This is a genomic window from Lysobacter tyrosinilyticus (genome assembly GCF_054779815.1).
The window spans coordinates 24,308-49,928 of the sequence record NZ_BAAGXN010000005.1; the positions used below are offsets into that span (position 1 = coordinate 24,308).

A 25,621-nucleotide genomic window follows, 5' to 3' on the forward strand; every position below is an offset into this window, starting at 1 on the left:
CCGCGGCCAGCAGGCGGCCCTCGAACGCGCGTGCCCGGATTTTCCAGGCACGCGCGTTTTTGCTAGTGGGGCTCCGGCTGGAGCTACCGCAGCGCCTGGGCGTATGCTGCAGGCCGGGGTGCCCGGGGAGGGGGACTACGATGGTCGACGATATTTTCCGCAAGCCGCCTGAGCCGTATAAGGGGCCGGAACGCCGCAAGGGCGGGGACCGGCGTCAGGGCAATGACCGGCGCGAAATGATCCGCTTCGAGCTGACCAAGGAAGACCGCCGCAGCGGCAAGGACCGGCGCAAGCGCAACGGCTGGGACGGCGTCCGCTAGGTGGTTGGCCCGGATCGAGACCGGGCCTCATCAGGATCTAGCAGCAGCGCGAACGGCCTTTGCCGTAGCGCGCGTCCATCCGTTCGCGGAAGAAGGTGTCGCGATCCATCGGCTCTTGCTGCGGGTGGTGGCAGCGCATGTGAGCGGCATAGGTTTCGTAGTCGGGAACGCCGATCGCCAGCCGCGCCGCCTGTATCGCATTACTCCATGCGTCCCGCAGCGCTGTCTTCATGCTCGTGATCATGGCGTGGGCTTCACGGCGAAGGTCTGCAAGGGCACGTAGTCGCTCTCGCGCGTCGTCGGTGCCGCTGCACGCCGCGCCGCGAGCGCCGCGCGCAGGCCGAAGAAGACCATCGCCAGCAGCACCACGATGAAGAGTCCGCACAGCACCGCGTTGACGTGGTAGTTGAACACCAGCCGCTGCATTTCCTCGATCGACTTCGCGGGCGCTGCCACTTCACCTCGCGCGATCGCATCGGTGAACTTGCGCGCGTTGGCGAGGAAACCGATCTTGGGATCGTCATGGAAAATCTTCTGCCAGCCCGCGGTCAGCGTGCACAGCAGCAACCACGCGGTGGGTAGCAGCGGAATCCACAGATAGCGCTCGCGCTTCATCTTCACCATCACCACGCTGCAGAACACCAGCGCAATACCAGCGAGCATCTGGTTGGCGATGCCGAATAGCGGCCACAGCGTGTTGATGCCGCCGAGCGGATCGACCACGCCCTGATAAAGGAACCAGCCCCAGCCAGTGACCGCCAATCCCGTGCACAGCACGTTCGCGACCCAGTTCTCTGTGCGCGCCAACGATGGGTGCGCCATGCCCAGCATGTCCTGGATCATGAAACGCGCGACGCGCGTGCCGGCATCGAGCGTGGTGAGGATGAAGAGCGCTTCGAACAGGATCGCGTAGTGGTACCAGAACGCCATCATCCCTTCGCCGCCGGCGATGCCGTGCAGGATCTTCGCCATGCCGACCGCGAGCGTCGGGGCGCCGCCGCTGCGCGAGAGCAGGGTTTCTTCACCGATCTGCCTGGCGGTCGCGGCGAGCACATCAGGCGTGATGACGAAGCCCCAGTTGGAAATCGCCGCTGCTGCCGAATCCACCGTGGTGCCGATCAGCGAGGCCGGTGCGTTCATCGCGAAATAGACGCCCGGCTGCAGCACACACGCCGCCACCAGCGCCATCACCGCGACGAAGGCTTCCATCAACATGCCGCCGTAACCGATCGGCTGGATGTGCGCCTCGCTGGACAGCATCTTCGGCGTGGTGCCGGAGCTGATCAGCGAGTGGAAGCCCGACACGGCGCCACAGGCGATGGTGATGAACAGGAACGGGAACAATTTCCCGCTGAACACCGGCCCGGTACCGTCGACGAAACGCGAGATCGCCGGCATCTGCAGGTCAGGCATGGCGATGAAGATCGCGACGGCGAGCAGCAGCACGGTGCCGATCTTCAGGAACGTGCTGAGGTAATCGCGCGGCGCCAGCAGCAGCCACACCGGCAGGACCGCGGCGATGAAGCCGTAGCCGATCAGCAGCCAGGCGAGCGTCGTCGCTTCCAGACGGAACACCGCCGACCAGTGCGGGTCGAGCGAGACCTTGCCGCCAAGCCAGATCGTCAGCAGCAACAGCGCCAGGCCGACGATTGACACTTCAAGAATGCGGCCGGGGCGGAAGAAGCGCAGGTACAAACCCATCAGCACCGCGATCGGGATGGTCATCGCGACGGTGAACGTGCCCCACGGACTCTGCGCTAGTGCCTTCACCACCACCAGCGCCAGCACGGCGAGGAGGATGACCATGATGAAGAGGATGCCGACCATCGCGGTCACACCGGCGGCGCTGCCGAGTTCTGCGCGGATCATCTCGCCGAGCGAGCGGCCGTCGCGGCGAGTGGAGAAGAACAGCACCAGCATGTCCTGGACCGCGCCGGCGAAGACCACACCGGCAAGGATCCACAGCGTGCCCGGCAGATAGCCCATCTGCGCGGCCAGCACCGGTCCCACCAGCGGACCCGCACCGGCGATCGCGGCGAAATGGTGGCCGAACAGCACGCTGCGTTCAGTGGGTACGTAGTCGAGCCCGTCATTGCGGCGCCAGGCGGGTGTGGCGCGCGTCGCATCCACTCCCAATGCCCGGTTCGCGATGTAGCGCCCGTAGAAGCGATACGCGATGGCGAATACCGAAATCGCCGCGGCCACCAGCCACATGGCGCTGATGGTTTCGCCGCGATGCAGGGCGAGCGTGCCCAGGCTCGCGACGGCGACCACTGTCACAAGAAACCAGATGATCCAGGAAAAGCGCTGCATGACGTCCCTCCGGAGGAGGACGAAGCGTCGCCCGCCGTTAGGCGCAGGTCAATGACGAAGCTTGGGATTCGGGCCGATCGTTATAGCGCCGCGCCTGCGCGGTGCGCCGTCTGTAGATCGGAGATCGCGTCGCGCAGGCCCGGCGCTGCGGGTTGCGGCCCGGCGTGCAACGGCCGTCCGGCTTTGTAGAGCGGAGCTTGCTCCGCTTGGCTTTTCCTTGAGTCCCGGACGAGCAGCGGAGCAAGCTCCGCTCTACAAGGGCTGTCTCAGAGCCACTTCGCCCGCTTGAACATCCAGTACAGCACCACGCATATCACCGCGACCAGACCGATCAGGATCCAATAGCTGTGCCGTCCTGCCAGTTCCGGCATGTGGGTGAAGTTCATGCCGTACCAGCTCGCGACCAGCGTCGGCGCGGCCAGCAGCGCCGCCCATGCACCCAACCGTTTCACCGTCTCGCCCTGTTGCACGGTCACCAACGAAAGGTTCACGGTCATCGCCGCGGTGAGCATTTCGCGCAACGTGTCGGTAGCTTCATTGAGGCGCACGGTGTGGTCGTGCACGTCGCGGAAGTACAGCTGGATCTCCTCGTCGATCAGCGTCGTACGGGCTCGCGCGAGCTGACCAAGGATATCCTGCAGCGGCGAGGCGGCCATGCGCAGGCGGGTCAACTCTCGCTTGAGGTTGTAGAGCTTGTGCACCGTGTCCTTGCGGAAGTCTTCCGCGAACACGTCCTGCTCGAGTTCGTTCAGCTCGTGGCTGAACTCGTCGACGATCGGCATGTAGTTGTCGACCACCATGTCCAGCACCGCGTACATCGCGGCGCCGGGGCCATGGCGCAGCATCTCCGGTTCGCGTTCCATGCGTGCGCGCGCTGAGGCGTAGCTGCTGGATGCGCCGTGGCGCACGGTCACGAGGTAGCGCGGGCCAACGAACAGATGGGTTTCGCCGAAGCGGATGTGACTGTCGACGGTCTGCGCGGTATGCACTGCGACAAACAGCGAATTGCCGTAGGACTCGATCTTGGGCCGCTGGTGCGCGTTGTGCGCGTCCTCGATCGCGAGGTCGTGCAGGCCGAATTCCTCCTGCAGCTTGTCGAGGATGGATTCATCCGGCTCGTACAGCCCGACCCAGACGAAGCTGCCATCATCGACCGCGAGTACATCGCTGATTGCATCGAGCGTGATCTCGCTGCGTTGGCCGTCGCGATCGTAGGCGACGCAGTTGACCACGCACTCGGGCAGGCCATGCTTGCCGGAGTCGTGTTTGCTGGAAGCGGAATCCTTCATGCGCCGCATCGTGCGCTTTGCGGCCTGCGGCGGCAAGCCGGCCGAACCGGCTTTGTAGAGCGGAGCTTGCTCCGCTGCTTCAGGTCCTTCTTGTACTCAAAGGCAGCGGAGCAAGCTCCGCTCTACAAGGCGCGGTTGCGTCGGGCGAAGATCAGGGCGATGGCGGCATGCACGGGCAGCAGCAGCGCGATCCAATGCGCGTTCGCCTGCGGTTGCGCGGTGATCCAATGGGCCAAGAGGCCGGCGAGTGCACAGCCGGTCATGGCCAGCGTGATCGACGTTGCCCAGCGACCCGGGGCACGACCACGCAGCAACCTCCACGCGCCCGGAAGTGCCAGCCAGGCCAGCGGATTGAGCAGGAACAGATTGTGGTTGCTCCAGGCCATTACGTGCGCTGTACCGAACCACAGGAACAGCAGCAGCGATCCCACCGCGCCCGCGATCAGCCAGAACGGCAACAACGCTGCACCGAGCAGCCGCGCGCCGATATCGCGTCGGCCGAGCCATGCAATTGCGATACCGATGGCAATGCCGCACAGGCCCCACAACCACCAGCGCAGCGGTTGTGCCTGCGGTTCGGGATCGATGCGATGCGGCAGGATTTCCTGGCGCTCCTGCACCAGCGGCCGGCCTTCGCCGTTCTTCGCCTGGGTCAGGATGTCGGATAGCCGGCGCGGCACGAATGCCTGCTCCCACAGCGTCATCGGCTGGTCGGCTGCGGGTCCCAGGCCGATGTCGAAGCCCAGCCACATCCAGGTCGCGGGCGAAGCAAGGCGCACCGCTTCGTCGCGCCACGTCAGCCCCTGCGAGCGCCCGATGACCTGCTTTTGCAAACTGCCGGCCAAGGCGCGGTCGATCGCATCGCGCACCCGAGTGGAGCAGTTGTCCCTGAAATAGTCGTAGTGATAGAAGGCGTTTTCAGGCTTGGCATTCTCGGCCAGCGCTGCCGCGATGCCGCGCGCTTGCGAGGCATCCAGATCGAGCCAGCGCACACCGACGCCGCGACCTTCCTCGCGGTACAGCACCAGGTCGTCGGCATACGGCACGGCGGCGAGGCGATAGCGCATGTCGCCGTAGACGAAGCGCGAAATGAAATCCGGATCGCTCGGATCGAAGAACCCGAAGTTGTATGAGATCGCGTCGCCCGTGCGTGGATCGACGACCAGTACCGAGTCGTGGCCGAAGCGCTCCCAGAAGATCTCGCCCGGCTCCATCACCATGATGCCGATGCGGGGCGCCGGTTCCGCCAGCGTCGCGGCTTCCGTTGGTTTCGCAGCGGCGGGCAGCGGTGCACCCTGTGCCAAAACCGGCAGCGAGGCGAGCCAGAGCAGGCCGACCGCCAGCCAACGCGTCATGCGATGCGCCCGTCCGCCCGTGGCGCGGGCGGGGAGGATGGCGTCATGCATTGCTCAGGACGTCGACGTGGAAGGCGTGCACGCGGCGCACGTCGGCCGAGGCTACGCGGAATACGAAGCGACCCAGCGACAGTTCCTCGCCGGCTTCGGGCAGATGACCGATCGCCGCGGTGACGAGACCGCCGATGGTGTCGTATTCGTCGTCGTCGAAGTCGGCGTCGAAGCGCTCATTGAAGTCGGAGATCGGCGTGAGCGCATCGACCACGAACAGGCCGTCGGCCTGCGCGCGCATCAGCGCCTGCGGATCCTCGGCTTCGTCGTGCTCGTCGTCGATGTCGCCGACGATCTGTTCCAGCACGTCTTCGATCGTGACCAGGCCGGCGACGCCGCCGTGTTCGTCGATCACGATCGCCATGTGGTTGCGCGACTGGCGGAATTCGCGCAGCAGCACGTTCAGGCGCTTGGATTCGGGGATCAGCACCGCGGGTCGTAGCAGTGCATGGATGCTCGCGGGGCCGTTGTCGGCAACCACGCCACGCAGGAGGTCCTTGGCCAGCAGGATGCCCAGGATCTCGTCCTTGTCCTCGCCGTGTACCGGGAAGCGCGAATGCCCGGATTCGACCACCCGCTTCATCAGTTCCAGCAGGGAGGCTTCAGCGGGCAGGGCGACCATCTGTGCGCGCGGAATCATCACGTCGCCGACAGTGAGGTCGGACACGGCAATGGCGCCTTCCATCATCCGCAGGGTATCGGCGGCAATCAGGCCATCGGCCTGGGCATCGCGCAGTAGCTCGACCAGATCCTCGCGGGTGCTGGGTTCGCCGGAGAGCATCGTGCTGATGCGTTCCAGCCAACCACGGCGGCGCTCCGGGTGCTCCTGCGGGGTACTACTGTCGTCCTCAGACATGGTGTTTCGGCAACGCCCGTGGGGTGGGCGGACCCCTGAAGTCTAGCGCGGAAGCGGGGCAGGGCGCTGACAGTGGGGTCTCATGCCCGCGACTCGGCGGGAATCACGCTACGACGTAGGGATCCTCGATCCCCAATCCCGCCAGAATTTCGCGCTCCAACTGTTCCATGCAGATCGCGTCGGCCTCGTTCTCGTGATCCCAGCCGAGCAGATGCAACGCGCCGTGCACGGTGAGATGCGCGTAATGGTCGACCAGCGCCTTCTTCTGCTCCTTGGCCTCGCGCGCCACCACCGGAGCGCAGAGCACTACGTCGCCGAGCAGCGGCACCTTCACTCCCTTGGGCAGGCCCTCCGGCAATTCGGCCGGAAAGCTCAGCACATTGGTCGCGTAATCCTTGCCGCGGAAATGGCGATTGAGCGCACGCGCCTCTTTGGTGCCGACGATGCGGATGGCGAGGTCCGCTTCGCGAATGCGGCTTTTCAGGGCCGCGGCCACCCATTTGCGGAAGCTCACCGCGGACGGAACGCCCACGCGTGGAATGGCGTAGCTGACACTGACATCGAGACGAACCGGGCCGACGGTCATGCGCTTGGTCCTTTCATGAGGTGGAGGTCGACCGTGGGCTCAGGAAGCCGGCCCGGTCTGCGCGTCCGCTGAATCTCGCGCATCGTAGGCGTTGACGATCCGCGCGACCAGCGGGTGGCGGACCACGTCGCGCGATTCGAAGAAGGTGAAGCTGATCCCGTTGACCTTGCGCAGCACATCGAGCGCGTCCTTGAGCCCCGACTTCTGGTGCTTGGGAAGATCGACCTGGGTCATGTCGCCGGTCACCACGGCCGTGCTGCCGAAGCCGATGCGGGTCAGGAACATCTTCATCTGCTCGATCGTGGTGTTCTGCGCTTCATCAAGAATCACATACGCATCGTTAAGCGTGCGTCCGCGCATGTAGGCCAGCGGCGCGATCTCGATGACGTTCTTTTCCAGCAGCTTGACCACCTTTTCGACGCCCAGCATTTCGTAGAGGGCGTCGTAGAGCGGGCGCAGGTAGGGGTCGACCTTCTGGGTGAGGTCGCCGGGGAGGAAACCGAGCTTCTCGCCGGCTTCGACCGCCGGGCGCACCAGGATCAGGCGCTGGACGCGGGCCTCGTTCAAGGCCTCGACCGCCATCGCCACGGCGAGGAAGGTCTTGCCGGTGCCGGCCGGGCCGATGCCGAAGTTGATGTCGTGGGTGGCGATCGCATGCAGGTACTTGGCCTGGTTGGCGCCACGCGCGCGCAGCATGCCGCGCTTCACCCGGATCACGACTTCCTGCGGCTCGAAGTCGTCGATGCCCGGTTCGTCGGCGTCGTACTCGGTGAGGTGCAGGTGGATGTCGGGCTCGGTCAGCGTGTTGTCGCCGGCTTCGTCCCACAGCGTGCGCAACAGCTTCTCGGCCTGGTGCACCGAACGCTCCGGGCCATCGACCCGGAACACGTTGCCGCGATTGGCGATCTCCACGCCCAGGCGCAGTTCGATCATGCGCAGGTGACTGTCGAAAGGGCCGCTGAGATTGGCGAGGCGCTCGGCTTCGGCGGGGTCGAGAGCGAATTCTGAAACGGTGCGGGCTGGCATCAGGGGGATGTCTTTGAAAGTACTCCGCGGCAGGAAGAAAGCTTGCGCCTGCGGAAGGCGTTTCGCAAAGCCATGCCGCGCGTTGCTGTCGTCGGAGAGAAGCAGGGTGTATCGGCCGCGATCACTGTTCGGCTAACCATTGCCTGCGGCCGGGTTCGGATGGAGTGAAAGACGAGGAACGGAACCGCTCGTCGGCTTCCACTTGAAATAATTTACTAGATAATTAATTTAAGCGCCATGGCCCGCACGCCCAAATCCAAGACTCCTGCGCTCGCACGCGCCAAACCCGCGCGCAAGCGCACCCCGGGACGCCCCGCGGGCGACGGTCCCGATCTGCGCGTGCACCTGCTCGACGCGGCCATTGCCTGCTTCACCCGCGACGGCATCGCCGGCACGTCGCTGCGGGCGATCGCGCGTGAGGCTGCGGTTACTCCGGCGCTGCTCCACTACTACTTCGGCGACAAGGATCAGCTGGTCAACGCGATCGTCGCCGAGCGGCTGGGGCCGGTGCTCATGGAAATGCGCAGCGTGCTGGAAGGGGACAACGATGTGGGTGGGCTGGTCATCGGCTTCGTGACCAAGATGAGCGAGCTGATCCAGCGCTACCCATGGTGGCCTGCATTGTGGGTGCGCGAAGTCCTCTGCGAAGGCGGGGTGCTGCGCGAACTCATCGTGTCCCGGGTCGGCCCGCAGCTGCCGCAGCTGTTGGCGCAACGCTTTGCGCAGGCGCAGAAGGAAGGGCGATTGAGCGCCGATCTGGACCCGCGATTGCTGGTGGTCTCGCTGATCGGCCTGACCATGTTTCCCGCGGCCGGCGCGCCGATCTGGCGCGCCATCTTCGGCGCCGGCGACATCGACAGCACCCGCATCCGCGATCACGCCATCGCCTTGCTGGGCCGCGGACTGAATCTGGAGAACGCATGATCCTCAAACGCACTACTGCACTGGTTTTGCTCGCCGTTGCACTGACGGCGTGCCATGAGTCGCCACCGCAGGCGCTGGGCACGCTGGAATACGACCGCATCACCTTGCCTGCGCCGGCCGCTGAACGCATCGTCGAAATCAACGTGCGCGAAGGGCAGAAGGTCGCCGCGGGTCAGCAACTGCTGAAGCTGGAAGCCACGCGGATCGAATCCACGACGCGTGCCGCACGCGAGCAGGCCGCAGCGCAGCGCGAAGCCCTGCGCGAACTCGAAGCCGGTGCGCGTAGCGAAACCATCGCACAGGCGCGTGCGCAGCTCGCCGCCACGCAGGCGCAGGCGCGCGACGCCCGTGCGTACTACGCCCGCGTGCAGCCGCTCGGTACGCGCAAGCTGATCGCCGCCGCCGAAGTGGACCGTGCGCGCGCTGCCGCCAATAGTGCGGATGCACAGGTGCGGGCCGCGCAGGCGGCGCTGCTCGAGCTCGAACACGGCACACGCAGCGAGCGCATCGCGCAGGGCGAAGCCGCTACGCGCGCTGCGGAGGCGCAGGCCAGCGCGCAGCAGGTCAACCTGGAAAAGCTCACGGTGGTGGCGCCGCGCGTCGGTCGCGTCGACAGCCTGCCGTACCGGCTCGGCGACCAGGCGCCGATCGGCGCGCCGCTGGCCATCCTGCTGGCGGGTGAAGTGCCCTATGCGCGCGTGTATGTGCCCGAGCCGATCCGCGTGAATGTGAAAGTCGGACAGGCGGCACGCGTCTTCATCGAGGGACGCGACCAGCCTGTGACCGGCAAGGTACGGATGATCCGCAGCGAAGCCAGTTTTACGCCGTACTACGCGCTCATCGGCAAGGACGCGGCTCGCTTGAGCTATCTCGCCGAAATCCAGCTCGACCCGTCGGCGGGCGAGCTGCCTGCGGGACTGCCGGTGCGGGTCGAATTCGAACGATGAGCACGACATGAGCACGAATGGCGACATCGCGATCCGCGCGCGCGGCCTGACCAAGCGCTTCGGTGCGCTCACCGCGGTCGATCACGTCGATCTCACCGTGCCGAAAGCGCATGTCTACGGCTTCCTTGGCCCCAACGGTTCGGGCAAGACCACGACCATCCGCATGCTGTGCGGTCTGCTCGCACCGACCGCGGGCGATATCGAAGTGTTGGGCCTGCGCATACCGGAACAGTCCGAGGCGCTGCTGCGCCGCATCGGTTACATGACCCAGAAGTTCTCGCTGTTCGAGGACCTAAGCGTGCGCGAGAACCTGGAATTCCTCGCCGCCGTGCAGGGCCTCTCGAAACTGCAGACCGCGCGCCGGATCGACGAGCTGGTCGAGCGCTACCACTTCGCCGATCGCCAGAACCAGCTTGCTGGCACCATGAGCGGCGGGCAGAAGCAACGCCTCGCCCTGGCCGGCGCGGTGATCCATCAGCCGGAATTGCTGTTCCTTGATGAACCCACCAGCGCGGTGGACCCCGAGTCGCGCCGCGACTTCTGGGAAAAGCTGTTCGAGCTGGCCGATGCCGGTACGACCATTCTCGTGTCGACCCACTACATGGACGAGGCCGAGCGTTGCCATCGCCTCGCCATCCTCGATCGCGGCGTGCTGGTAGCCGACGGTACGCCGGTCAATCTCACCGGCGAGCTCGCCGGACGAACGCTGGTGGTGCATGCATCGCAACCTCGACGCGCGCAGGCTGTGCTGTTGCAGCAGTCCGGTGTGATCAGTGTGGCCCAGATCGGCAACACCTTGCGCGTACTCACCGAAGCCAACGGAGATGCCGCGCCGCGTCTGCGCAGCGCTTTGGCGACGGCAGGCGTGGAGGGCGAGGTCGAAGCGGTGCAGGCCAACCTGGAAGACGTCTTCGTCTCGGCCACCCGCGGCCGCGAAGAAGCGGGAGTGGACGCGGCATGAGCTGGCGACGACTCGGCGCGATCATGCTCAAGGAGCTGCGGCAGTTGCGCCGCGATCGCATCACGCTGGCGATGATCGTCGGAATTCCGGTGATGCAGCTGGTGTTGTTCGGCTATGCGATCAACCTCAACCTGCGCGGGCTCGACGCCGTCATCGTCGATCAGGCCGGCACCAGCGCTTCGCGCGCGCTGATCATGGACATGCTCGCCACCGACGTGATCCGACCGACGCACGAAGCCGCCACGCCACAGGAGGCGATGGCCTTGCTGAAGCAGGGACGGATCAGCGTCGGCGTCGTCGTGCCGAGTGACTTCGAACGGCGTCGCGCGGAAGGACGCGAAGCGGTGCAGGTACTGGTCGATGGCAGCGACACCGTGGTGCAGAGCGCCGCGATCCAGCTGGCGCAGATGCCGCTCGACAGTTCGGGCTATGTCGCCCAGGCGACCGGGACGCGCGAAGTCACCTCGCACCAGATCAGCGTTGTCAGCTTCTACAACCCGGAGCGGCGTTCGGCGGTCAATATCGTGCCCGGGCTGATCGGGGTGATCCTCACCATGACCATGGTGCTGTTCACCGGTGTCGCGATCGTGCGCGAGCGCGAACGCGGCAACATGGAGCTGCTGATCGCCACGCCGCTGACGCGCAGCGAATTGATGATAGGCAAGGTCCTGCCGTACGCGGTGATCGGCCTGATCCAGACCACCGTGGTGCTCGCGCTCGGCCTGTTCCTGTTCAAGGTGCCGATCCGCGGCAGTCTGCTGGATGTCTATCTGGCGGCGGTGCTGCTGATCTTCGCCAACCTGACGCTTGGTCTGTTGATCTCGACGAAGGCGAAGTCGCAGTTCCAGGCGATGCAGATGTCGTTCTTCGCCTTCCTGCCCTCAATCCTTATTTCCGGCTTCATGTTTCCGTATTCGGGCATGCCGCGGGTGGTGCAGTGGCTGGCGGAGGTGTTGCCGCTGACGCATTTCCTGCGGCTGGTGCGCGGGGTCATGTTGCGTGGCGCGGGCTTGTTCGAGCTCTGGCCCGATGTGCTCGCCCTGGTGGGGTTCACGGCGGCGATGATGGCGCTGGCGATCAGCCGATTCCGCAAGCGACTGGATTGATCACGCAGCCCGGAGCCGATGCTGCGTCAGGCGATAGCCGGGCGCCGCAAACGCATCAGCGCCGGCAGGCCCGCGAGTGCGATGCCGGCCACGGCGGTCAGCATCCCCGCGAACAGGTCGATGGCGTAGTGCTGCCCGGTGGTGATGATGGCCGGAAACAGCAGGGCGACTATCCAGATCCAGCGGCGCGCGTCCGGGTACTGCGCGACGAAACCGGCCATGACCACGCAGGGGATGGTGATGTGGCCCGACGGAAAGCAGTTGTTGGGCGCGTCCAGCGCATACAGCAGGTTCCAGGCGCCTTGCGTGAGCGAGTCCATGCCTTGCGGTAACGTCTCGCGCAAGATGCGGGTCGGCCATGCCAGCCACACGACGATGTTCAGTCCCATGGCCGCCACGTAGGCGCGCAACGACGCCAGCAAGATCGTGCGTTCGCGGATGGCGACAGCGAAGAACGGGTTGATCACCAGCAACAGCCAGTACGGCCAGATCGTCCAGGCGTGACGACCGAGCGCGTGATCGAGCCATGTCACCGGCAGCAGCGCCGGCGTGCGGGTCGGATTCGCGTTGATTAGCAGATAGATGAGCGTGTTGACGGTGACCATCGTGGTCACCGCCAGCAGGCGGATGCGGAACGGCACGGCAAGCGCGGCGGTGACGCCGTCGCGCTGCGATGCGCCGTCAGGCAAGCGCGGCCTCGTCCTCGCCGGTGCGGACCCGGCCGCGCAGCGAGTTCGACATCGCCTCGGTGATCACTACGTCGACGAACTGGCCGACCAGGCGCGGATGGCCCGGGAAATTCACCGAGCGCATGTTCTCGGTCTTGCCGGTGAGTTCGTTCGGATTCTTCTTCGACGGGCCTTCGACCAGCACGCTCTGCACGCTGCCGACCATGGCGTCGCTGATCTCGCGCGCCTTGGTGTTGATGGTGGCCTGCAGACGCGAGAGGCGGGCGTGCTTCTCTTCGCTGGTGACGGTGTCTTCCAGGTCCGCGGCGGGCGTGCCTGGGCGCCGCGAGTAGATGAAGGAGAACGACTGGTCGAAACCGACGTCCTCGATCAGCTTCATCGTCTTCTCGAAATCCGCATCGCTCTCGCCGGGGAAGCCGACGATGAAGTCTGAGGAAATCGAGATGTCCGGACGCACCGCGCGCAGCTTGCGGATCTTCTGCTTGAACTCGAGCGCGGTGTAGCCGCGCTTCATCGCGGCGAGCACGCGGTCGCTGCCCGCCTGCACCGGCAGGTGCAGGAAGCTGGCCAGCTTGGGTACGTCGCGGTAGGCCTCCACCAGTGAGTCGGAGAACTCCAGCGGGTGCGAGGTGGTGAAACGAATGCGGCCGATGCCTTCGATCTCTGCAATGGCGCGGATCAGCAGGCCGAGGTCGGCGATTTCGCCGGTCGGCTGGCCGTCGTCGCCCATGATCGGGCCGCGATATGCGTTGACGTTCTGGCCGAGCAGGGTGACTTCGCGCACGCCCTGGGCGGCCAGGTCGGCGACTTCGATCAACACGGGCTCAAACGGGCGGCTGATTTCCTCGCCGCGGGTGTAGGGCACCACGCAGAACGAGCAGTACTTGCTGCAGCCTTCCATGATCGAGACGAAGGCCGAGGGGCCTTCGGCGCGGGGCTCGGGGAGGCGGTCGAACTTTTCGATCTCGGGAAAGCTGATGTCGACCTGCGGCTGGCCGGTCTCGCGCTTGGCCTGGATCAACTCCGGCAGGCGATGCAGGGTTTGCGGGCCGAAGACCAGATCGACGAAGGGCGCGCGCTTGATGATCGCCTCGCCTTCCTGCGAGGCCACGCAGCCGCCGACTCCGATGACGACCGGTTTGCCGCCCTGCTTGAGGGTCTTCCAGCGGCCGAGCTGGCTGAACACCTTCTCCTGCGCTTTCTCGCGGATCGAGCAGGTATTGATCAGGATGACGTCGGCTTCCTCGACGTTCGTGGTCAGTTCCAGGCCGTCGCTGGCGGCGAGGACGTCGGCCATCTTGGCCGAGTCGTACTCGTTCATCTGACAGCCGTGGGTCTCGATGAAGAGCTTGCCAACGGGCCTTTTTACCGAAGCCGAGGCTTCGGCAGGCTGGGGTGCGGAAGAGGGAAGGGTGGTCGCGTCGTCTGCGACGGTCAGGTCGGTCATGGGCTCGTTCTATGCCGGGAGGGCGGCGGTTATTCCGCACCGGGGCGCGCATTGTAGCGAGGGGCCGCCACACCCGCTTGTACTTCATTGACCTAAACGCGACGAGTGTCCCGTTCAAGTAAATCAAAGGCTTGTAAAGGTTTTCGATTGAGGGGATAGTCCGGCGCTATGAAGGGGGCATGGGGAATTCTGGTCATTCTGGGTGCGCTGGCGTCGACGCCGGCGTGGGCGGGCTCGCTTTACCGCTGCGAAAGCCCGGACGGGACCCGTGCCTACTCGGGCAAGCGCGTGCCGGGTGCCAAATGCGTGGTGATCAGCTACCACGCGGACAAGCCGAAGGCGGCGCCGACCGCCGCTGCACCTGCCTCGACCGTCCCAAGCAACGCCGGAACCGCCACCCCCGCGATGCAGGTGGCGGGCTCGCCTGCGGTCGTCGCGCCCAAGCCGGTCGGCGATGCGCCGATGAAGGCGCGGTTCCTGCGAATGGGCTCGACGGTGACCTATTCGTATATCGACGCCAGCGGCGTGCGGAATTACAGCAATCGCCGGCCCAAGGGCGTCACCAACGTCAAGATGACCCGGGTTGAGTTCCCGATCTTCCAGATCGACAACTGCTATGCCTGCGCGGCGTTGCCGGGTGTCAATTTCGGCCGGATCCGCCTCAATACCACGGCCTACAGCTCGGAAATCTCCAGCGCCGCGGCCCAGTACGGGGTCGAAGAGGCGATCGTCCGGGCCATCATCCACGCCGAATCGTCCTACAACCCGGGTGCGCTCTCTCGGGTCGGCGCCCAGGGTCTGATGCAGCTCATGCCGGCGACCGCGCGCCGCTTCGGCGTCAGCAATGCCTTCGATCCGGTTCAGAACATCCGCGGCGGCGTGCAGTACCTGGGCTGGCTGCTGAAGCGCTTCAACGGTGACGTCAAGCTCGCGGCCGCCGGCTATAACGCGGGCGAGGGGGCTGTCGCCAAGTACAACGGCGTGCCGCCCTACGCCGAAACCCAGCGTTACGTGCAACGCGTGGCCGTGCTGGCCGAGCGCTATCGCAATTCGGGTAGCAGCTCCGTGGTGGCCGCGTCGGGTTCAGGCGCGGCCGGCTCGCGCTGAGCGGCGGAAAGCTCCGCCCGGCCTTCGGAATCACGCAGTCGTTCCGGTTTCGCCGGATTGTCGGGTCATTCACCCTTCCGTTACACTTCGCCGTCTTTTTGAGCCGCGAGCCGTCGCCAGTGGTGACGGCCTGCGATGAACTTCGTTTTTCAGCTTTGCGGAGTGCCGGATGGCAAACCAAGGGGACCACCCCGTCAACCAGGGCCGCCGCCGTTTCCTGACTACCTCGACCGCAGTGGTCGGTGCGGTCGGAGTCGGATTTGCGGCGGTACCGTTCATCAAGTCCTGGAGTCCCAGCGAACGAGCCAAGCAGGCTGGTGCGCCGGTGTCCATGGACATCAGTGCGTTGCAGGAAGGCCAGCAGCTGACGCTCGCCTGGCGCGGTCAGCCCGTGTACGTGGCTCGTCGCTCCAAGAAGATGCTCGACGTGCTGCCCACGCTCGACAGCCTCCTGCTCGACCCCAAGTCGGACAACGCCGACCAGCAGCCGAAGTACGCGAAGAACGACACCCGCTCGATCCGCCCGGACATCATGGTGCTGATCGCGGTGTGTACCCACCTGGGTTGCGCGCCGGAGTTCAAGCCGGAAATCAAGCCGGAACCGTTCGATCCGGAATGGAAGGGTGGTTACTTCTGCCCGTGCCACAAGTCGCGTTACGACTCGGCCGGTCGCGTCTTCAAGGGTATGCCTGCCCCGGCGAATCTGCCGGTGCCGCCCTACCATTTCGAGAACGACACGATCGTCATTGGCGTGGATCCGAAGGGGGCTGCGTAAGCCATGGCTAACATCATCGACCGCATCGGTCGCGGCGCCACTGGCGTTATGAACTGGGTCAACGAGCGTGCACCGGCAATGATGCCGGCGTACCGCAAGCACATGACCGAGTACTACGCGCCGAAGAACTTCAACTTCTGGTACTACTTCGGTTCGCTCGCACTGCTGGTGCTGGTCAACCAGATCGTCACCGGCATCTTCCTCACGATGCACTTCAAGCCGAGCGCCGCGGAAGCGTTCTCCTCGGTCGAGTACATCATGCGCGACGTTTCGTGGGGCTGGCTGATCCGCTACATGCACAGCACGGGCGCATCGCTGTTCTTCATCGTCGTCTATCTGCACATGTTCCGCGGCCTGATGTACGGCTCGTACAAGAAGCCGCGCGAGCTGGTGTGGATCCTCGGCATGGTCATCTACCTCGTGCTGATGGCCGAAGCCTTCATGGGCTACGTGCTGCCGTGGGGCCAGATGTCGTTCTGGGGCGCGAAGGTGATCATTTCGCTGTTCGGCGCCATTCCGTACATCGGAACGGGCCTGACCGAATGGATCATGGGCGACTACATCCCGTCCGACGCGACGCTCAACCGCTTCTTCGCCTTGCACGTGATCGCGCTGCCGCTCGTCCTGCTGTTGCTGGTCGTGCTGCACCTGGGTGCGCTGCATGAAGTGGGTTCGAACAACCCCGACGGCGTAGACATCAAGAAGGGTCCGAAGGGCAACCGCTGGGATGCGAACAAGCCGGCCGACGGCATTCCGTTCCACCCGTACTACACGGTGAAGGACCTGTTCGGCGTTGGCTTCTTCCTGATCCTCGCGGCGTTCATCATCTTCTTTGCGCCGACCTTTGGTGGCTGGTTCCTCGAGCACGACAACTTCACCGCGGCCAACCCGCTGGTGACGCCGTCGCACATCAAGCCGGTTTGGTACTTCACCCCTTACTACGCAATGCTGCGTGTGATTCCGTCGTTCTTCGGAATCAAGCTGTGGGGTGTGCTGGTGATGTTCGGCGCCATCGTGCTGCTGTTCCTCACCCCGTGGCTGGATCGCTCGCCGGTCAAGTCGTTCCGCTACCGCGGCAAGCTGTCGTGGCTGATGCTGGCGATCTTCACTGTCAGCTTCCTGTGGCTGATGAAGATCGGCGCCGGTCCGGGTACGGATCCGGTGGAAGCGATCATTGGTCGCGTGCTGACCTTCCTGTACTACGCCTTCTTCATCACCATGCCGGTGTGGACGAAGATCGACTCGACCAAGCCGGTGCCGGCACGGGTGACGACGCATGACTAAGAAGAATTTCGTCCGCTCCCTGGTCGCCTTCGCCGCAGGTCTGGTGCTTTCGGCTTCGGCGTTCGCCAACGAAGGCGGCGACCTGCTGCACTCGGGTACCGATCTGGGCGACCGCGCGTCGCTGCAGCGTGGTGCCAAGCTGTACATGAACTACTGCTCTGGCTGCCACTCGCTCAAGTACCTGCGTTACTCGCGTATCGGCGAAGATCTGGGGCTGAGCGAAGAAGAGGTGATGCAGAACCTCAACTTCACCGGCGGCAAGATCGGCGACCAGGTCCAGGTCAGCCTCACCGAAGAAAATGCGCAGAAGTGGTTCGGCAAGATGCCGCCGGACCTGAGCCTGATCGCACGCGTTCGTGGCAGCGACTGGGTCTACACCTACCTGAAGTCGTTCTACCTGGACGAGTCGCGCCCGCTGGGCTGGAACAACAAGCTGTTCCCGAATGCGTCCATGCCCAACCCGCTGTGGCAGATGCAGGGCCTGCAGCACGCCGAGTACGGTGAGCCGGACAAGGCGACGGGTGAGCGTCCGGTGCATGGTCTCAAGGTGGCCACGCCGGGTACGCAGACGCCGGAGCAGTTCGACCAGTCGGTCCGCGACATCACCACGTTCCTCGAGTACGCCGGCGAGCCGGCGGTCCTCAAGCGCGAGAAGCTGGGTGTGTGGGTGGTCCTGTTCCTGGCGTTCTTCACGCTCATGGCGTACATGCTCAAGCACGAATACTGGAAGGACGTGCACTAAGCGTCTCGCCAGACAAAACGCCCGGCCTTTGCCGGGCGTTTTGCATATGGCGGCCGGGGGGCGACTTTTACAGGCAGTAACGCTAGTCTCGGCTAACTGGGCGATCGTCCACAGGGGGTGGGCGTGTCCATAGCCCGGCCGGAGAGCCGGTCGAGTCCGAATGCGGGAGCAATCGATGATGGCGGCAAGTCCACGTATGCGAAATGCCCTGACCTTGTTTTCGTCCACCGACTGCGTGCTGTGTCATCGCGTGCGGCTGGTACTGGCGGCCAAGGGTGTCACCTATGACCTGATCGCGGTCGATCCTCAGAATCCGCCCGAGGATCTGGTTGATCTCAATCCGTATCACTCGGTCCCGACGCTGGTCGAGCGTGATCTGGTTCTTTACGCCGCCAGCGTGGTCAGCGAATACCTTGACGAGCGCTACCCGCATCCGCCGTTGATGCCGGTCGACCCGCTGTCGCGTGCGCGTCTGCGCCTGGCCATGCTGCGTCTGGAACACGATTGGGTGCCACAGGTCCAGGCCATCCAGCTGGGCAACAAGGTCCAGGCCGAAGCCGGCCGCAAACGCCTGAAGGAATTGCTCACCGCCTCGGTACCGCTGTTCAAGGCCAGCAAGTTCTTCCTCAATCCGGAAATGAGCCTGGCCGATTGCGCCATGGCGCCGATCATCTGGCGCTTGCCGTCGCTCGGGGTGCCGCTGCCCAAGGACGGCAAGGTGATCGAGGACTACGGCAACCGCATTTTCCGCAACCCCGGTTTCACCCGCAGCCTGACCGACGCCGAGCGCAAGCTGCGCGAAATTCCGGCCTGACGGGTACGGGGCGCGGCGGACAAGGCCCGGAATTCCGGGCCTTTTCGCGTTCTAGGGAAGGGACGGGAGCTAAACTGCCCACATGACTGAAGACAGCAACACTATGACCAGCCACCGCCCGTACCTGCTGCGGGCGCTGTACGAATGGATCGCCGACAACGGCATGACTCCGCACCTGCTGGTCGACGCCACCCGTCCGCACGTCCAGGTGCCGGCGCATGCCGTAAAGGACGGCCGTATTGTTTTGAACGTCGCGGAACGTGCCGTCGCCGGATTGCAGATGAGCAACGACGTGATTCGTTTCAGCGCCCGCTTCGGCGGCGTGAGCCATGCGGTCTCGGTGCCGATTTCCGCGGTGCTTGCGATCTACGCGCGCGAGACCGGGCAGGGGATGGCGCTGCCGGAAGATGTGAGCGCCAGCGGAGCCGAAGACGAGGAGCTGGCGATCGAGGAAGAGGGCGAGGACACCACGCCGTCGCTGAGCGCGGTGCCGAGCGATCCAACGCCGGATGACGACAATCCGTCACCGCCAACGCCGCGTCGCAGCGGGCATTTGCGGATCGTGAAGTAATCGGTCTACTTTGACACAGTCTCGCCTGGTCTCATCTTCCCAACGACTACCGGCCTTGTAGAGCGGAGCTTGCTCCGCTGCTCTTGTAGTGCCGAGCCTGCTCGGCACTCTGGGAGTTGCGATCGAGAAGTGACGCGTCGGGTTGCGTGAGTGACGTCCACAGGTTCAACGCAAAATCTTCGAAGGCGGTTGTTCGCCGTTATCAGCCGCCCGCGTGGCTTTGTCTTAGTCGATCGATGAAAGATTGGGGAGGACGGGCCCGGTGAAAGAAACGAGCCTGTCCCCGCGCAGTACCAGCCGCCCAATCTGGCGATCCTCGCCATTGTGGGAATAGTCGAAGCGGAACGTCCGCTCGAACCCGAGCCAGCCGCTTTCCTGGCGGCAGATGCGAAGTCCGATCGCATGGACGCTTTGGTCAAGCCATTGCACCCCGGCAATGCGACAGGCGTCACGTCCCAGGGCTTCGGCGCGTTCAGCGGCGGCGCGACCGGCATTCCAGAACGCGAACACCATCGCAGACGCGACCATCAGGATGATTAGAGTCAGCATCGTTGCAAGGTAGTGGCGCCGGACGCGCGCCACAAGTTCAGATTTTCGCCGGGGAGGGGCGAGTGTCGATGAAATTGGTATTTCCGGGTGGCGAACACCCACAGGTGCTTCTTGGGCCGGGCGTCAATCGCGTCGGTTCTGATCCGCAGTCCAACATCGTCCTCGATACCCCTGGGGTCTTGCCCCAGCACTGCCAGCTGCACGTGAGCGCCACCGGCGTGATGCTCGAAGTGCCGGTAGGCACGCTCGTCAGCGTCAATGGTCGTCATGTCGCCGGCCTGATCGCGCTGCGCCCAGGCGATAGCGTCACCTTCGACCACGTGCTGGCGCGTCTGGCCTCGGTCGACAGCCTCGCCGCGCGGTCGCACGACGGTGCGCACGGTTACCCGCATGCGGCCAACGACGACCCCGGAGTCACCGCGGTGCGTCAAGCGATGCCGATGTATGTACTGCGCGGCGTTACCGGCGGTGCCTTCGGACGCAGCTACCCGCTGCAGGGACCACTGACGATCGGGCGCTCGCCCGAGTGCGACATCCATATCAATGATCTGGGCCTTTCGCGTATCCATGCGCGGCTGGTGCCGACCGAGGATGGCGTCAGGATCGAAGACCTGGAATCGACCAACGGCACCTTCCTCAACGACCGTCGCGTCACGAAGGACAAGGCGCGCATGGGCGATGAAATCGGATTCGACAAGCTGCGCTTCCGCCTCAGCGGTGCGGGCCAGGAACCGGTCCATATCCAGGCGACGCGAGCGCCGCGACCGGCACCACGTAACAACACCTGGCTGTGGTCCGGACTGGTCGTCGCGGTAGCGGCGGCGATGATCACGATCGTTCTCAGCAACTAGGCGCAGCGCGCGCATATTGCGTAAGGGCAGGCCCCACGTGGGCCCGCCCTTTTTCTTGCGCGATGAATTCCGGGCGCGAGCGGCGCCTCAGTTGGCCGGTGGCGGTCCCAGCTTCAGCGACAGATCGATGGCGTGCACATGCTTGGTCAGGCCGCCGATCGAAATGCAGTCGACGCCGTCTTCGGCGATGGCACGCAATGTGGTCATGTCCACGCCGCCGGACACTTCCAGCGGAATCGCGCCGTTGAAGGGCGGCGCATGCGCGATGCGCACGGCTTCGCGTCGCATCTCCGCATCGAAATCGTCGATCAGGATGCGGTCGCAGCCCTCGCGCAATGCTTCTTCAAGCTGCGCCAGCGATTCGACTTCAACGATCAGCGGGAGCGACGGATGCATCGCGCGCGCGGCGTCGATGGCCGCGGTGATCGAGCCGGCCGCACGCACATGGTTTTCCTTGAGCATCACCGCGTCGAACAGCCCGATGCGGTGATTCACGCCTCCGCCCACGCGTACCGCGTACTTCTGCGCAAGACGCAAGCCGGGAATGGTCTTGCGGGTGTCGAGGATCCGGGTAGCGGTGCCACGCACGGCTTCGACATAACCCGCCGTGACCGTCGCGGTGCCGGACAAGGTCTGCAGGAAATTGAGCGAGGCACGCTCGGCACTCACCAGCGCGCGAGTCCGGCCCTGGAGCGTCGCCAGCACCATGCCTTTGCGCACGTGCTCGCCCTCGCTCACGCGCCAGTCGATACGCACATCCGGATCGAGCGCTCGGTGGCACGCGTCGAACCACGGGCGACCACAGACCACGCTGTCTTCCTTGCACAGAAGGTAGGCGCTGTCAGGCACATCCGGCAGCAGTGTCGCGGTCACGTCGCCGGTGCCGATGTCCTCGGCCAGGGCGCGGGCGACGTCGGCTTCGATCACTTCCGCCGGCGGCGGCAGGACGGCGTCCGCGGCAATGCTCATGCCTGCGGGAAACCGTCGATCTGCGCGGCAGCGATGGCTTCCTCGGCCAGCAGGACGGGGATGCCGTCGTCGATGCGGTAGAGGGTCTTGCGGTCACGGGTGACCAGCGCCTCGCGCAGCGGTTCGACCTGGGCGCTGCCATCGCCCCGCATTACATTGCCGGCCGCAATCGCCGCGTTGGCGGCCTGGAGGCCACGGCCGTCGAGCAGGGCCAGGGGCTGGCGGGTCGTGGGGCAGACGAGGAGATCGAGCAGCTTGCGGTCCATTGGCGGTGAAGGCACGGCGGAAGGCCGGTAGAATACCGTTTTGACGCTTGGATCCGTCATGACAGCAACCGAAGCAGCCCCGCTGGTGGGCATCGTCATGGGCTCGCGCTCCGACTGGGAGACGATGCAACACGCCGCAGCGCGGCTGGAGGCGCTCGGCGTCCCGCACGAAATTCGCGTGGTGTCCGCACATCGCACTCCCGACGTTCTGTTCTCCTACGCGGAAACCGCGGCGCAGCGCGGCCTGCGCGCGATCATCGCGGGCGCCGGCGGCGCGGCGCACCTGCCGGGCATGCTTGCTTCGAAGACCGCCGTGCCCGTGCTGGGTGTGCCGGTGCAGAGCAAGGCGCTCAACGGCATGGATTCGCTGCTCTCGATCGTGCAGATGCCGGCAGGCATCCCGGTCGCCACGTTCGCGATCGGCAATGCCGGGGCCGCGAATGCCGGTTTGTTCGCCGCGGCGATGCTCGCCAACGAATTCCCCACGATCGGTGTTGCGCTGGATGCCTTCCGCGCCAGGCAGACCGAAGACGTGATGGCCAACGACGATCCGCGCAAGTAAATGACCACAGTCGGCATTCTCGGAGGCGGGCAACTGGCCCGCATGATGGCGCTTTCCGGCGCGCCGCTCGGCCTGCGTTTCCTGGTCATGGATACCGTGTCCGACGCCTGCGCGGGTCAGTTCGCGCCATTGATCGTTGGCGACTGGCGTGACGAAAAGGCGCTGAGCGAATTCGCGTCGAAGGTCGATGTCGCCACCTTCGACTTCGAGAACGTCCCGGCCGAATCCGCGCACTGGCTGACCGAGCATGTTTCGGTATTCCCGAATCCGCGCGCGCTGGGCGTGGCGCAGGATCGGCTGGCCGAGAAGACGCTGTTCCGCGAGCTCGGCATCCCGGTGCCGGATTTCGCCGACATCGCTTCGCGCGAGCAGCTCGACGCCGCCATCGCGCAGCTCCGCACGCCGTGCATCCTCAAGACCCGACGCCTGGGTTACGACGGCAAGGGTCAGTTCCGCATCAAGACACCGGCCGATGCCGATGCCGCATGGGCCGCGCTTGGCGCGCAGGCGCAGACGGTGGGCCTGATTCTGGAAGGCTTCGTCGCTTTCGAGCGCGAACTCAGCGTGGTGGCCGTGCGCGGCCGCGACGGCGAATTCCGCACCTGGCCGCTGACCGAGAACTGGCACGTCGATGGCGTCCTCTCGGCCAGCCTGGCGCCGGCACGCGTCGATGCGGCGATGGCCGAAACGGCGTTCAATTACGCGAAGAAGCTCGCCGAGGCGCTGGATTACGTCGGCGTGTTCGCGCTGGAACTGTTCTGCCGCGACGGCGTATTGCTTGCCAACGAACTAGCGCCGCGCGTGCACAACTCCGGGCACTGGACGATCGAGGGCAGCGAGACCTCGCAGTTCCAGAACCATCTGCGCGCCGTGCTCGGACTGCCTCTTGGCGATACGCGCATGGTAGGCCTGGCCTGCATGCTCAACTGGATCGGCGCGATGCCGGATGCCAATGCCGTGCTGGGTGAAGCCGGCGGTCACTGGCACGACTACGGAAAAGAGCCGCGTGCCGGTCGCAAGGTAGGCCATGCGACGCTGCGCGCCGATTCCGCCGGTGATCTGGCGGCAACCCTCCAGCGTGTCGGCGCTTCGCTGGAGCGTGAGGCGCAGGTTGCTCCGGTCATTGCTGCGTTGCGCTGACCGTCGAAGCGGATCCAGGTACACGAAAACGGCCGATTTCCGGCCGTTTTCTTATCGATTCATGCTGGCAGGGACAGCCGGCGCATCCGCAGCAGCAAGGCGATCGAGTATGTGAGGTAGTAGCCGATCAGTGCTGCGGCGAAGGCTAGGGTCAACGGGCTGGCGCTGGTCTGTTGTTGCTGCACGAAGCCTCCGTGCATGAAGCGCCATGCCAACCGGCCGAGCAGCAATACCGACAAGACACCGCCGATCCACGGGTTGGGTACGTAACTGCGCACGCCGTCTATGGAATCGACCTGCGTGTGCGCTATGCCGAAGGCGCCAAGGCCGATGCCCGCGACGATGCCAGCTCCCACCGCCCATCCCGCGCCGGGAATGAAGACGGCCGCGACTAGCAGCATCAGCAGTACCAATGCCAGCAGTACGGCCCGCGCGATCGTTCGACGCGGCTGCCAGGCCTGCCGCCCGAAGTTTCGCCGGATGCGGCGGTAATACATCAGGCCGATGCCGGCGGTCAGCGCGTAGGGCATGAGGGCAGGAAGGGCTTGGGCAGGCATGGCGGCTGACCGGGGTTGAGGACGCGGCAGCCTAACCATTCGCGCCGGCTTCATCCACGTGCCGAAGGTCAGTTCGTTTTGCACCGCGCATTGACACTGGCAGCCAAATGGCGCCCCCTTTTGCCCGGGTCGGGCCTGTCCGGGCCACGGCAACTACTGAGGAGGGGTTCGATGGGAGCAATCTTTCAATCGCTCGGCCGCACGATCGTCGCGGGGCTGGTGATTCTTGCGGTCATCCTCGCCATTGCCGGCACCTTCGGCAATATGGGCGAGAGCTTCTACTGGATGTTCTTCACCCGTTGGCTGCACGTGTTGTCCGGCGTGCTGTGGATCGGGCTGCTGTGGTACTTCAATTTCGTCCAGATTCCGTCGATGCCCAAGATTCCGGACGAGCAGAAGCCGGCGATCAGCAAGGTGATCGCGCCGACGGCGCTGTTCTGGTTCCGCTGGGCCGCACTCGCGACCGTCGTGACTGGCCTGACTCTCGCCGCGCTGTCGGGCTATCTCGTGCAGGCGCTGAGCATCCAGTCTCCGGCCAAGGCGATCGGCATCGGAATGTGGCTGGCGCTGCTGATGGCGTTCAACGTGTGGTTCATCATCTGGCCCAACCAGAAGAAGGCGTTGGGCATCGTCCAGGTCGAGCCCGAAGCCAAGACCAAGGCGGCGCGCATGGCGATGCTGACTTCGCGTTTCAACACCATGCTTTCCATCCCGATGCTCTACTGCATGGTGGCGCAGCAGAATGGCGGTCTCTGAGCGGTAGCGACACTGCCGGCAGCAACAAAAAACGGCCGGGAATTCCCGGCCGTTTTCCTTGGTGAAGCGGCGTCGCGACTTACTTCAGATTCGAAGTCACGAAGTCCCAGTTCACCAGGCTCCAGAACGCTTCCATGTACTTCGGACGCGCGTTGCGGTAGTCGATGTAGTAGGCGTGTTCCCACACGTCGCAGGTCAGCAGCGGCTTGTCTTCGCCGGTGAGCGGCGTAGCGGCATTGGAGGTGCTGACCAGGGCCAGCGAACCGTCCGGACGCTGCACCAGCCAGCCCCAACCCGAACCGAAGGTGCCGACCGACACCTTGGTGAATTCTTCCTTGAACTTGGCGAAGTCGCCGAAAGCCTTGTTGATGGCTTCCAGCAGCTTGCCGGTGGGCTCGCCGCCGCCGTTGGGCTTCAGGCAGTTCCAGTAGAACGTGTGGTTCCACACCTGCGCGGCATTGTTGAACATCCCGCCCTGCGACTTGCGGACGATCTCCTCCAGCGACATGTCGGCGAACTCGGTGCCCGCGATCATGTTGTTGAGGTTGGTGACGTAGGTCTGGTGGTGCTTGCTGTAGTGGTAATCGATGGTCTCGGCCGAGATATGCGGCTCGAGCGCGGTCCGATCGTAGGGGAGGGCGGGCAGTTCAATAGCCAAGGCTGGCTCCTTGCGGGCTGAGGGTTTCTGGGTGGGGTGCCGGTCCGCGAACGCGGCGGCTTGGAGGAGGCTTACAATGCGCATTGTAGCCCCACGTCCCGTTGCCTGGCCTCACGCGTCGGCAACACACCAATGCAACAGTGCAGGAGT

At 64.9% G+C, this 25,621-nt stretch carries 29 protein-coding genes; 15 read left to right on the forward strand and 14 right to left on the reverse strand.

Annotation, left to right across the window (positions count from 1 at the left end; genetic code table 11):
• The first annotated feature begins 140 nt into the window (after nt 1-140).
• A complete protein-coding gene (locus ACYVGK_RS13330) occupies nt 141-320 on the forward strand; it encodes a hypothetical protein (RefSeq protein ID WP_460734494.1) in 180 nt (59 codons plus the stop codon).
• A gap of 37 nt (nt 321-357) precedes the next feature.
• Here ACYVGK_RS13330 and ACYVGK_RS13335 read toward each other — a convergent pair whose 3' ends face one another.
• The 7 genes from ACYVGK_RS13335 to ACYVGK_RS13365 all read right to left on the reverse strand — a co-directional run bounded on the left by ACYVGK_RS13335 (nt 358) and on the right by ACYVGK_RS13365 (nt 7,796).
• Nucleotides 358-552 carry a YbdD/YjiX family protein gene (locus tag ACYVGK_RS13335; RefSeq protein WP_460734496.1) on the reverse strand — a complete coding sequence of 65 codons (195 nt, stop codon included), beginning with the start codon at nt 550-552 and terminating at the stop codon, nt 358-360.
• An 8-nt stretch (nt 553-560) separates the two neighbouring features.
• Entirely contained in the window at nt 561-2,633 is a 2,073-nt protein-coding gene (locus ACYVGK_RS13340) for a carbon starvation CstA family protein (RefSeq protein ID WP_460734498.1), read from the reverse strand.
• 266 nt (nt 2,634-2,899) lie between these two features.
• Nucleotides 2,900-3,922 carry a magnesium/cobalt transporter CorA gene (gene corA, locus ACYVGK_RS13345; RefSeq protein WP_460734500.1) on the reverse strand — a complete coding sequence of 341 codons (1,023 nt, stop codon included), beginning with the start codon at nt 3,920-3,922 and terminating at the stop codon, nt 2,900-2,902.
• A 122-nt stretch (nt 3,923-4,044) separates the two neighbouring features.
• The gene (locus ACYVGK_RS13350; RefSeq protein WP_460734502.1) at nt 4,045-5,277 is read right to left on the reverse strand and encodes a lipoprotein N-acyltransferase Lnb domain-containing protein; all 1,233 of its coding nucleotides are present in this window, start codon (nt 5,275-5,277) and stop codon (nt 4,045-4,047) included.
• A gap of 43 nt (nt 5,278-5,320) precedes the next feature.
• Complete coding sequence (locus ACYVGK_RS13355) at nt 5,321-6,184, reverse strand: HlyC/CorC family transporter (RefSeq protein ID WP_460734504.1); 864 nt, start codon at nt 6,182-6,184, stop codon at nt 5,321-5,323.
• Nucleotides 6,185-6,287: 103 nt separating this feature from the next.
• The gene (gene ybeY, locus ACYVGK_RS13360; protein WP_460734506.1) at nt 6,288-6,770 is read right to left on the reverse strand and encodes an rRNA maturation RNase YbeY; all 483 of its coding nucleotides are present in this window, start codon (nt 6,768-6,770) and stop codon (nt 6,288-6,290) included.
• Between the two features lie 39 nt (nt 6,771-6,809).
• Complete coding sequence (locus tag ACYVGK_RS13365; RefSeq protein ID WP_460734508.1) at nt 6,810-7,796, reverse strand: PhoH family protein; 987 nt, start codon at nt 7,794-7,796, stop codon at nt 6,810-6,812.
• Nucleotides 7,797-8,033: 237 nt separating this feature from the next.
• Between ACYVGK_RS13365 and ACYVGK_RS13370 the strand changes: the two genes are divergently transcribed.
• From ACYVGK_RS13370 to ACYVGK_RS13385, 4 genes are read left to right on the forward strand one after another with little or no spacing between them, the layout of a single operon-like run.
• Nucleotides 8,034-8,720: a TetR/AcrR family transcriptional regulator gene (locus ACYVGK_RS13370; protein ID WP_460734510.1), complete on the forward strand. Its 687-nt coding sequence runs from the start codon at nt 8,034-8,036 to the stop codon at nt 8,718-8,720.
• Nucleotides 8,717-9,667 carry an HlyD family secretion protein gene (locus tag ACYVGK_RS13375; RefSeq protein ID WP_460734512.1) on the forward strand — a complete coding sequence of 317 codons (951 nt, stop codon included), beginning with the start codon at nt 8,717-8,719 and terminating at the stop codon, nt 9,665-9,667. The genes ACYVGK_RS13370 and ACYVGK_RS13375 overlap by 4 nt, the downstream gene beginning before the upstream one ends.
• A gap of 7 nt (nt 9,668-9,674) precedes the next feature.
• On the forward strand, nt 9,675-10,628 hold the full coding sequence (locus tag ACYVGK_RS13380) for an ABC transporter ATP-binding protein (RefSeq protein ID WP_460734514.1): 954 nt from the start codon (nt 9,675-9,677) through the stop codon (nt 10,626-10,628).
• Entirely contained in the window at nt 10,625-11,734 is a 1,110-nt protein-coding gene (locus ACYVGK_RS13385) for an ABC transporter permease (RefSeq protein WP_460734516.1), read from the forward strand. Before ACYVGK_RS13380 ends, ACYVGK_RS13385 begins: the two co-directional genes overlap by 4 nt.
• A 26-nt stretch (nt 11,735-11,760) precedes the next feature.
• Here ACYVGK_RS13385 and ACYVGK_RS13390 read toward each other — a convergent pair whose 3' ends face one another.
• The gene (locus ACYVGK_RS13390) at nt 11,761-12,423 is read right to left on the reverse strand and encodes a phosphatase PAP2 family protein (protein ID WP_460734518.1); all 663 of its coding nucleotides are present in this window, start codon (nt 12,421-12,423) and stop codon (nt 11,761-11,763) included.
• A complete protein-coding gene (miaB, locus tag ACYVGK_RS13395; RefSeq protein WP_460734520.1) occupies nt 12,416-13,870 on the reverse strand; it encodes a tRNA (N6-isopentenyl adenosine(37)-C2)-methylthiotransferase MiaB in 1,455 nt (484 codons plus the stop codon). The genes ACYVGK_RS13390 and miaB overlap by 8 nt, the downstream gene beginning before the upstream one ends.
• Nucleotides 13,871-14,038: 168 nt before the next feature.
• On the opposite strand from miaB, the gene ACYVGK_RS13400 reads away from it, so the two are divergent.
• The 6 genes from ACYVGK_RS13400 to ACYVGK_RS13425 all read left to right on the forward strand — a co-directional run bounded on the left by ACYVGK_RS13400 (nt 14,039) and on the right by ACYVGK_RS13425 (nt 19,163).
• Complete coding sequence (locus ACYVGK_RS13400; RefSeq protein ID WP_460734522.1) at nt 14,039-14,977, forward strand: lytic transglycosylase domain-containing protein; 939 nt, start codon at nt 14,039-14,041, stop codon at nt 14,975-14,977.
• A 169-nt stretch (nt 14,978-15,146) separates the two neighbouring features.
• Nucleotides 15,147-15,752, forward strand: coding sequence for a ubiquinol-cytochrome c reductase iron-sulfur subunit (gene petA, locus ACYVGK_RS13405; RefSeq protein ID WP_460734523.1), 606 nt, complete (start codon nt 15,147-15,149; stop codon nt 15,750-15,752).
• A 3-nt stretch (nt 15,753-15,755) separates the two neighbouring features.
• Nucleotides 15,756-17,036: a cytochrome b gene (locus ACYVGK_RS13410; RefSeq protein ID WP_460734525.1), complete on the forward strand. Its 1,281-nt coding sequence runs from the start codon at nt 15,756-15,758 to the stop codon at nt 17,034-17,036.
• Nucleotides 17,029-17,778 (forward strand): cytochrome c1, encoded by a 750-nt coding sequence (locus tag ACYVGK_RS13415; RefSeq protein WP_460734527.1) that lies wholly within the window; start codon nt 17,029-17,031, stop codon nt 17,776-17,778. The genes ACYVGK_RS13410 and ACYVGK_RS13415 overlap by 8 nt, the downstream gene beginning before the upstream one ends.
• Nucleotides 17,779-17,956: 178 nt before the next feature.
• Nucleotides 17,957-18,592, forward strand: coding sequence for a glutathione S-transferase N-terminal domain-containing protein (locus ACYVGK_RS13420; RefSeq protein WP_460734529.1), 636 nt, complete (start codon nt 17,957-17,959; stop codon nt 18,590-18,592).
• A gap of 82 nt (nt 18,593-18,674) precedes the next feature.
• On the forward strand, nt 18,675-19,163 hold the full coding sequence (locus ACYVGK_RS13425; protein WP_460734531.1) for a ClpXP protease specificity-enhancing factor: 489 nt from the start codon (nt 18,675-18,677) through the stop codon (nt 19,161-19,163).
• Nucleotides 19,164-19,388: 225 nt separating this feature from the next.
• Here the strand turns inward: ACYVGK_RS13425 and ACYVGK_RS13430 are convergent, their stop codons facing one another.
• Nucleotides 19,389-19,712, reverse strand: a complete 324-nt coding sequence (locus tag ACYVGK_RS13430) for a DUF3301 domain-containing protein (protein ID WP_460734533.1) — start codon at nt 19,710-19,712, stop codon at nt 19,389-19,391.
• Nucleotides 19,713-19,780: 68 nt separating this feature from the next.
• Between ACYVGK_RS13430 and ACYVGK_RS13435 the strand changes: the two genes are divergently transcribed.
• The gene (locus ACYVGK_RS13435) at nt 19,781-20,563 is read left to right on the forward strand and encodes an FHA domain-containing protein (protein WP_460734534.1); all 783 of its coding nucleotides are present in this window, start codon (nt 19,781-19,783) and stop codon (nt 20,561-20,563) included.
• A gap of 87 nt (nt 20,564-20,650) precedes the next feature.
• Here the strand turns inward: ACYVGK_RS13435 and nadC are convergent, their stop codons facing one another.
• Both nadC and ACYVGK_RS13445 read right to left on the reverse strand, forming a co-directional pair.
• Nucleotides 20,651-21,532: a carboxylating nicotinate-nucleotide diphosphorylase gene (gene nadC / locus ACYVGK_RS13440; protein WP_460734535.1), complete on the reverse strand. Its 882-nt coding sequence runs from the start codon at nt 21,530-21,532 to the stop codon at nt 20,651-20,653.
• Nucleotides 21,529-21,798, reverse strand: coding sequence for a Trm112 family protein (locus ACYVGK_RS13445; RefSeq protein ID WP_460734581.1), 270 nt, complete (start codon nt 21,796-21,798; stop codon nt 21,529-21,531). The genes nadC and ACYVGK_RS13445 overlap by 4 nt, the downstream gene beginning before the upstream one ends.
• A gap of 58 nt (nt 21,799-21,856) precedes the next feature.
• Between ACYVGK_RS13445 and purE the strand changes: the two genes are divergently transcribed.
• Together purE and ACYVGK_RS13455 are read left to right on the forward strand one after the other, a co-directional pair.
• On the forward strand, nt 21,857-22,360 hold the full coding sequence (gene purE / locus ACYVGK_RS13450) for a 5-(carboxyamino)imidazole ribonucleotide mutase (protein ID WP_460734537.1): 504 nt from the start codon (nt 21,857-21,859) through the stop codon (nt 22,358-22,360).
• A complete protein-coding gene (locus tag ACYVGK_RS13455; RefSeq protein ID WP_460734539.1) occupies nt 22,361-23,500 on the forward strand; it encodes a 5-(carboxyamino)imidazole ribonucleotide synthase in 1,140 nt (379 codons plus the stop codon).
• 59 nt (nt 23,501-23,559) lie between these two features.
• Here the strand turns inward: ACYVGK_RS13455 and ACYVGK_RS13460 are convergent, their stop codons facing one another.
• Nucleotides 23,560-24,030 (reverse strand): hypothetical protein, encoded by a 471-nt coding sequence (locus ACYVGK_RS13460; protein WP_460734541.1) that lies wholly within the window; start codon nt 24,028-24,030, stop codon nt 23,560-23,562.
• 198 nt (nt 24,031-24,228) lie between these two features.
• Between ACYVGK_RS13460 and ACYVGK_RS13465 the strand changes: the two genes are divergently transcribed.
• The gene (locus ACYVGK_RS13465; RefSeq protein WP_460734543.1) at nt 24,229-24,813 is read left to right on the forward strand and encodes a urate hydroxylase PuuD; all 585 of its coding nucleotides are present in this window, start codon (nt 24,229-24,231) and stop codon (nt 24,811-24,813) included.
• Nucleotides 24,814-24,892: 79 nt separating this feature from the next.
• On the opposite strand, the gene sodB is transcribed toward ACYVGK_RS13465, so the two are convergent.
• On the reverse strand, nt 24,893-25,471 hold the full coding sequence (sodB, locus tag ACYVGK_RS13470; RefSeq protein ID WP_460734545.1) for a superoxide dismutase [Fe]: 579 nt from the start codon (nt 25,469-25,471) through the stop codon (nt 24,893-24,895).
• Between the last annotated feature and the right edge of the window lie 150 nt (nt 25,472-25,621).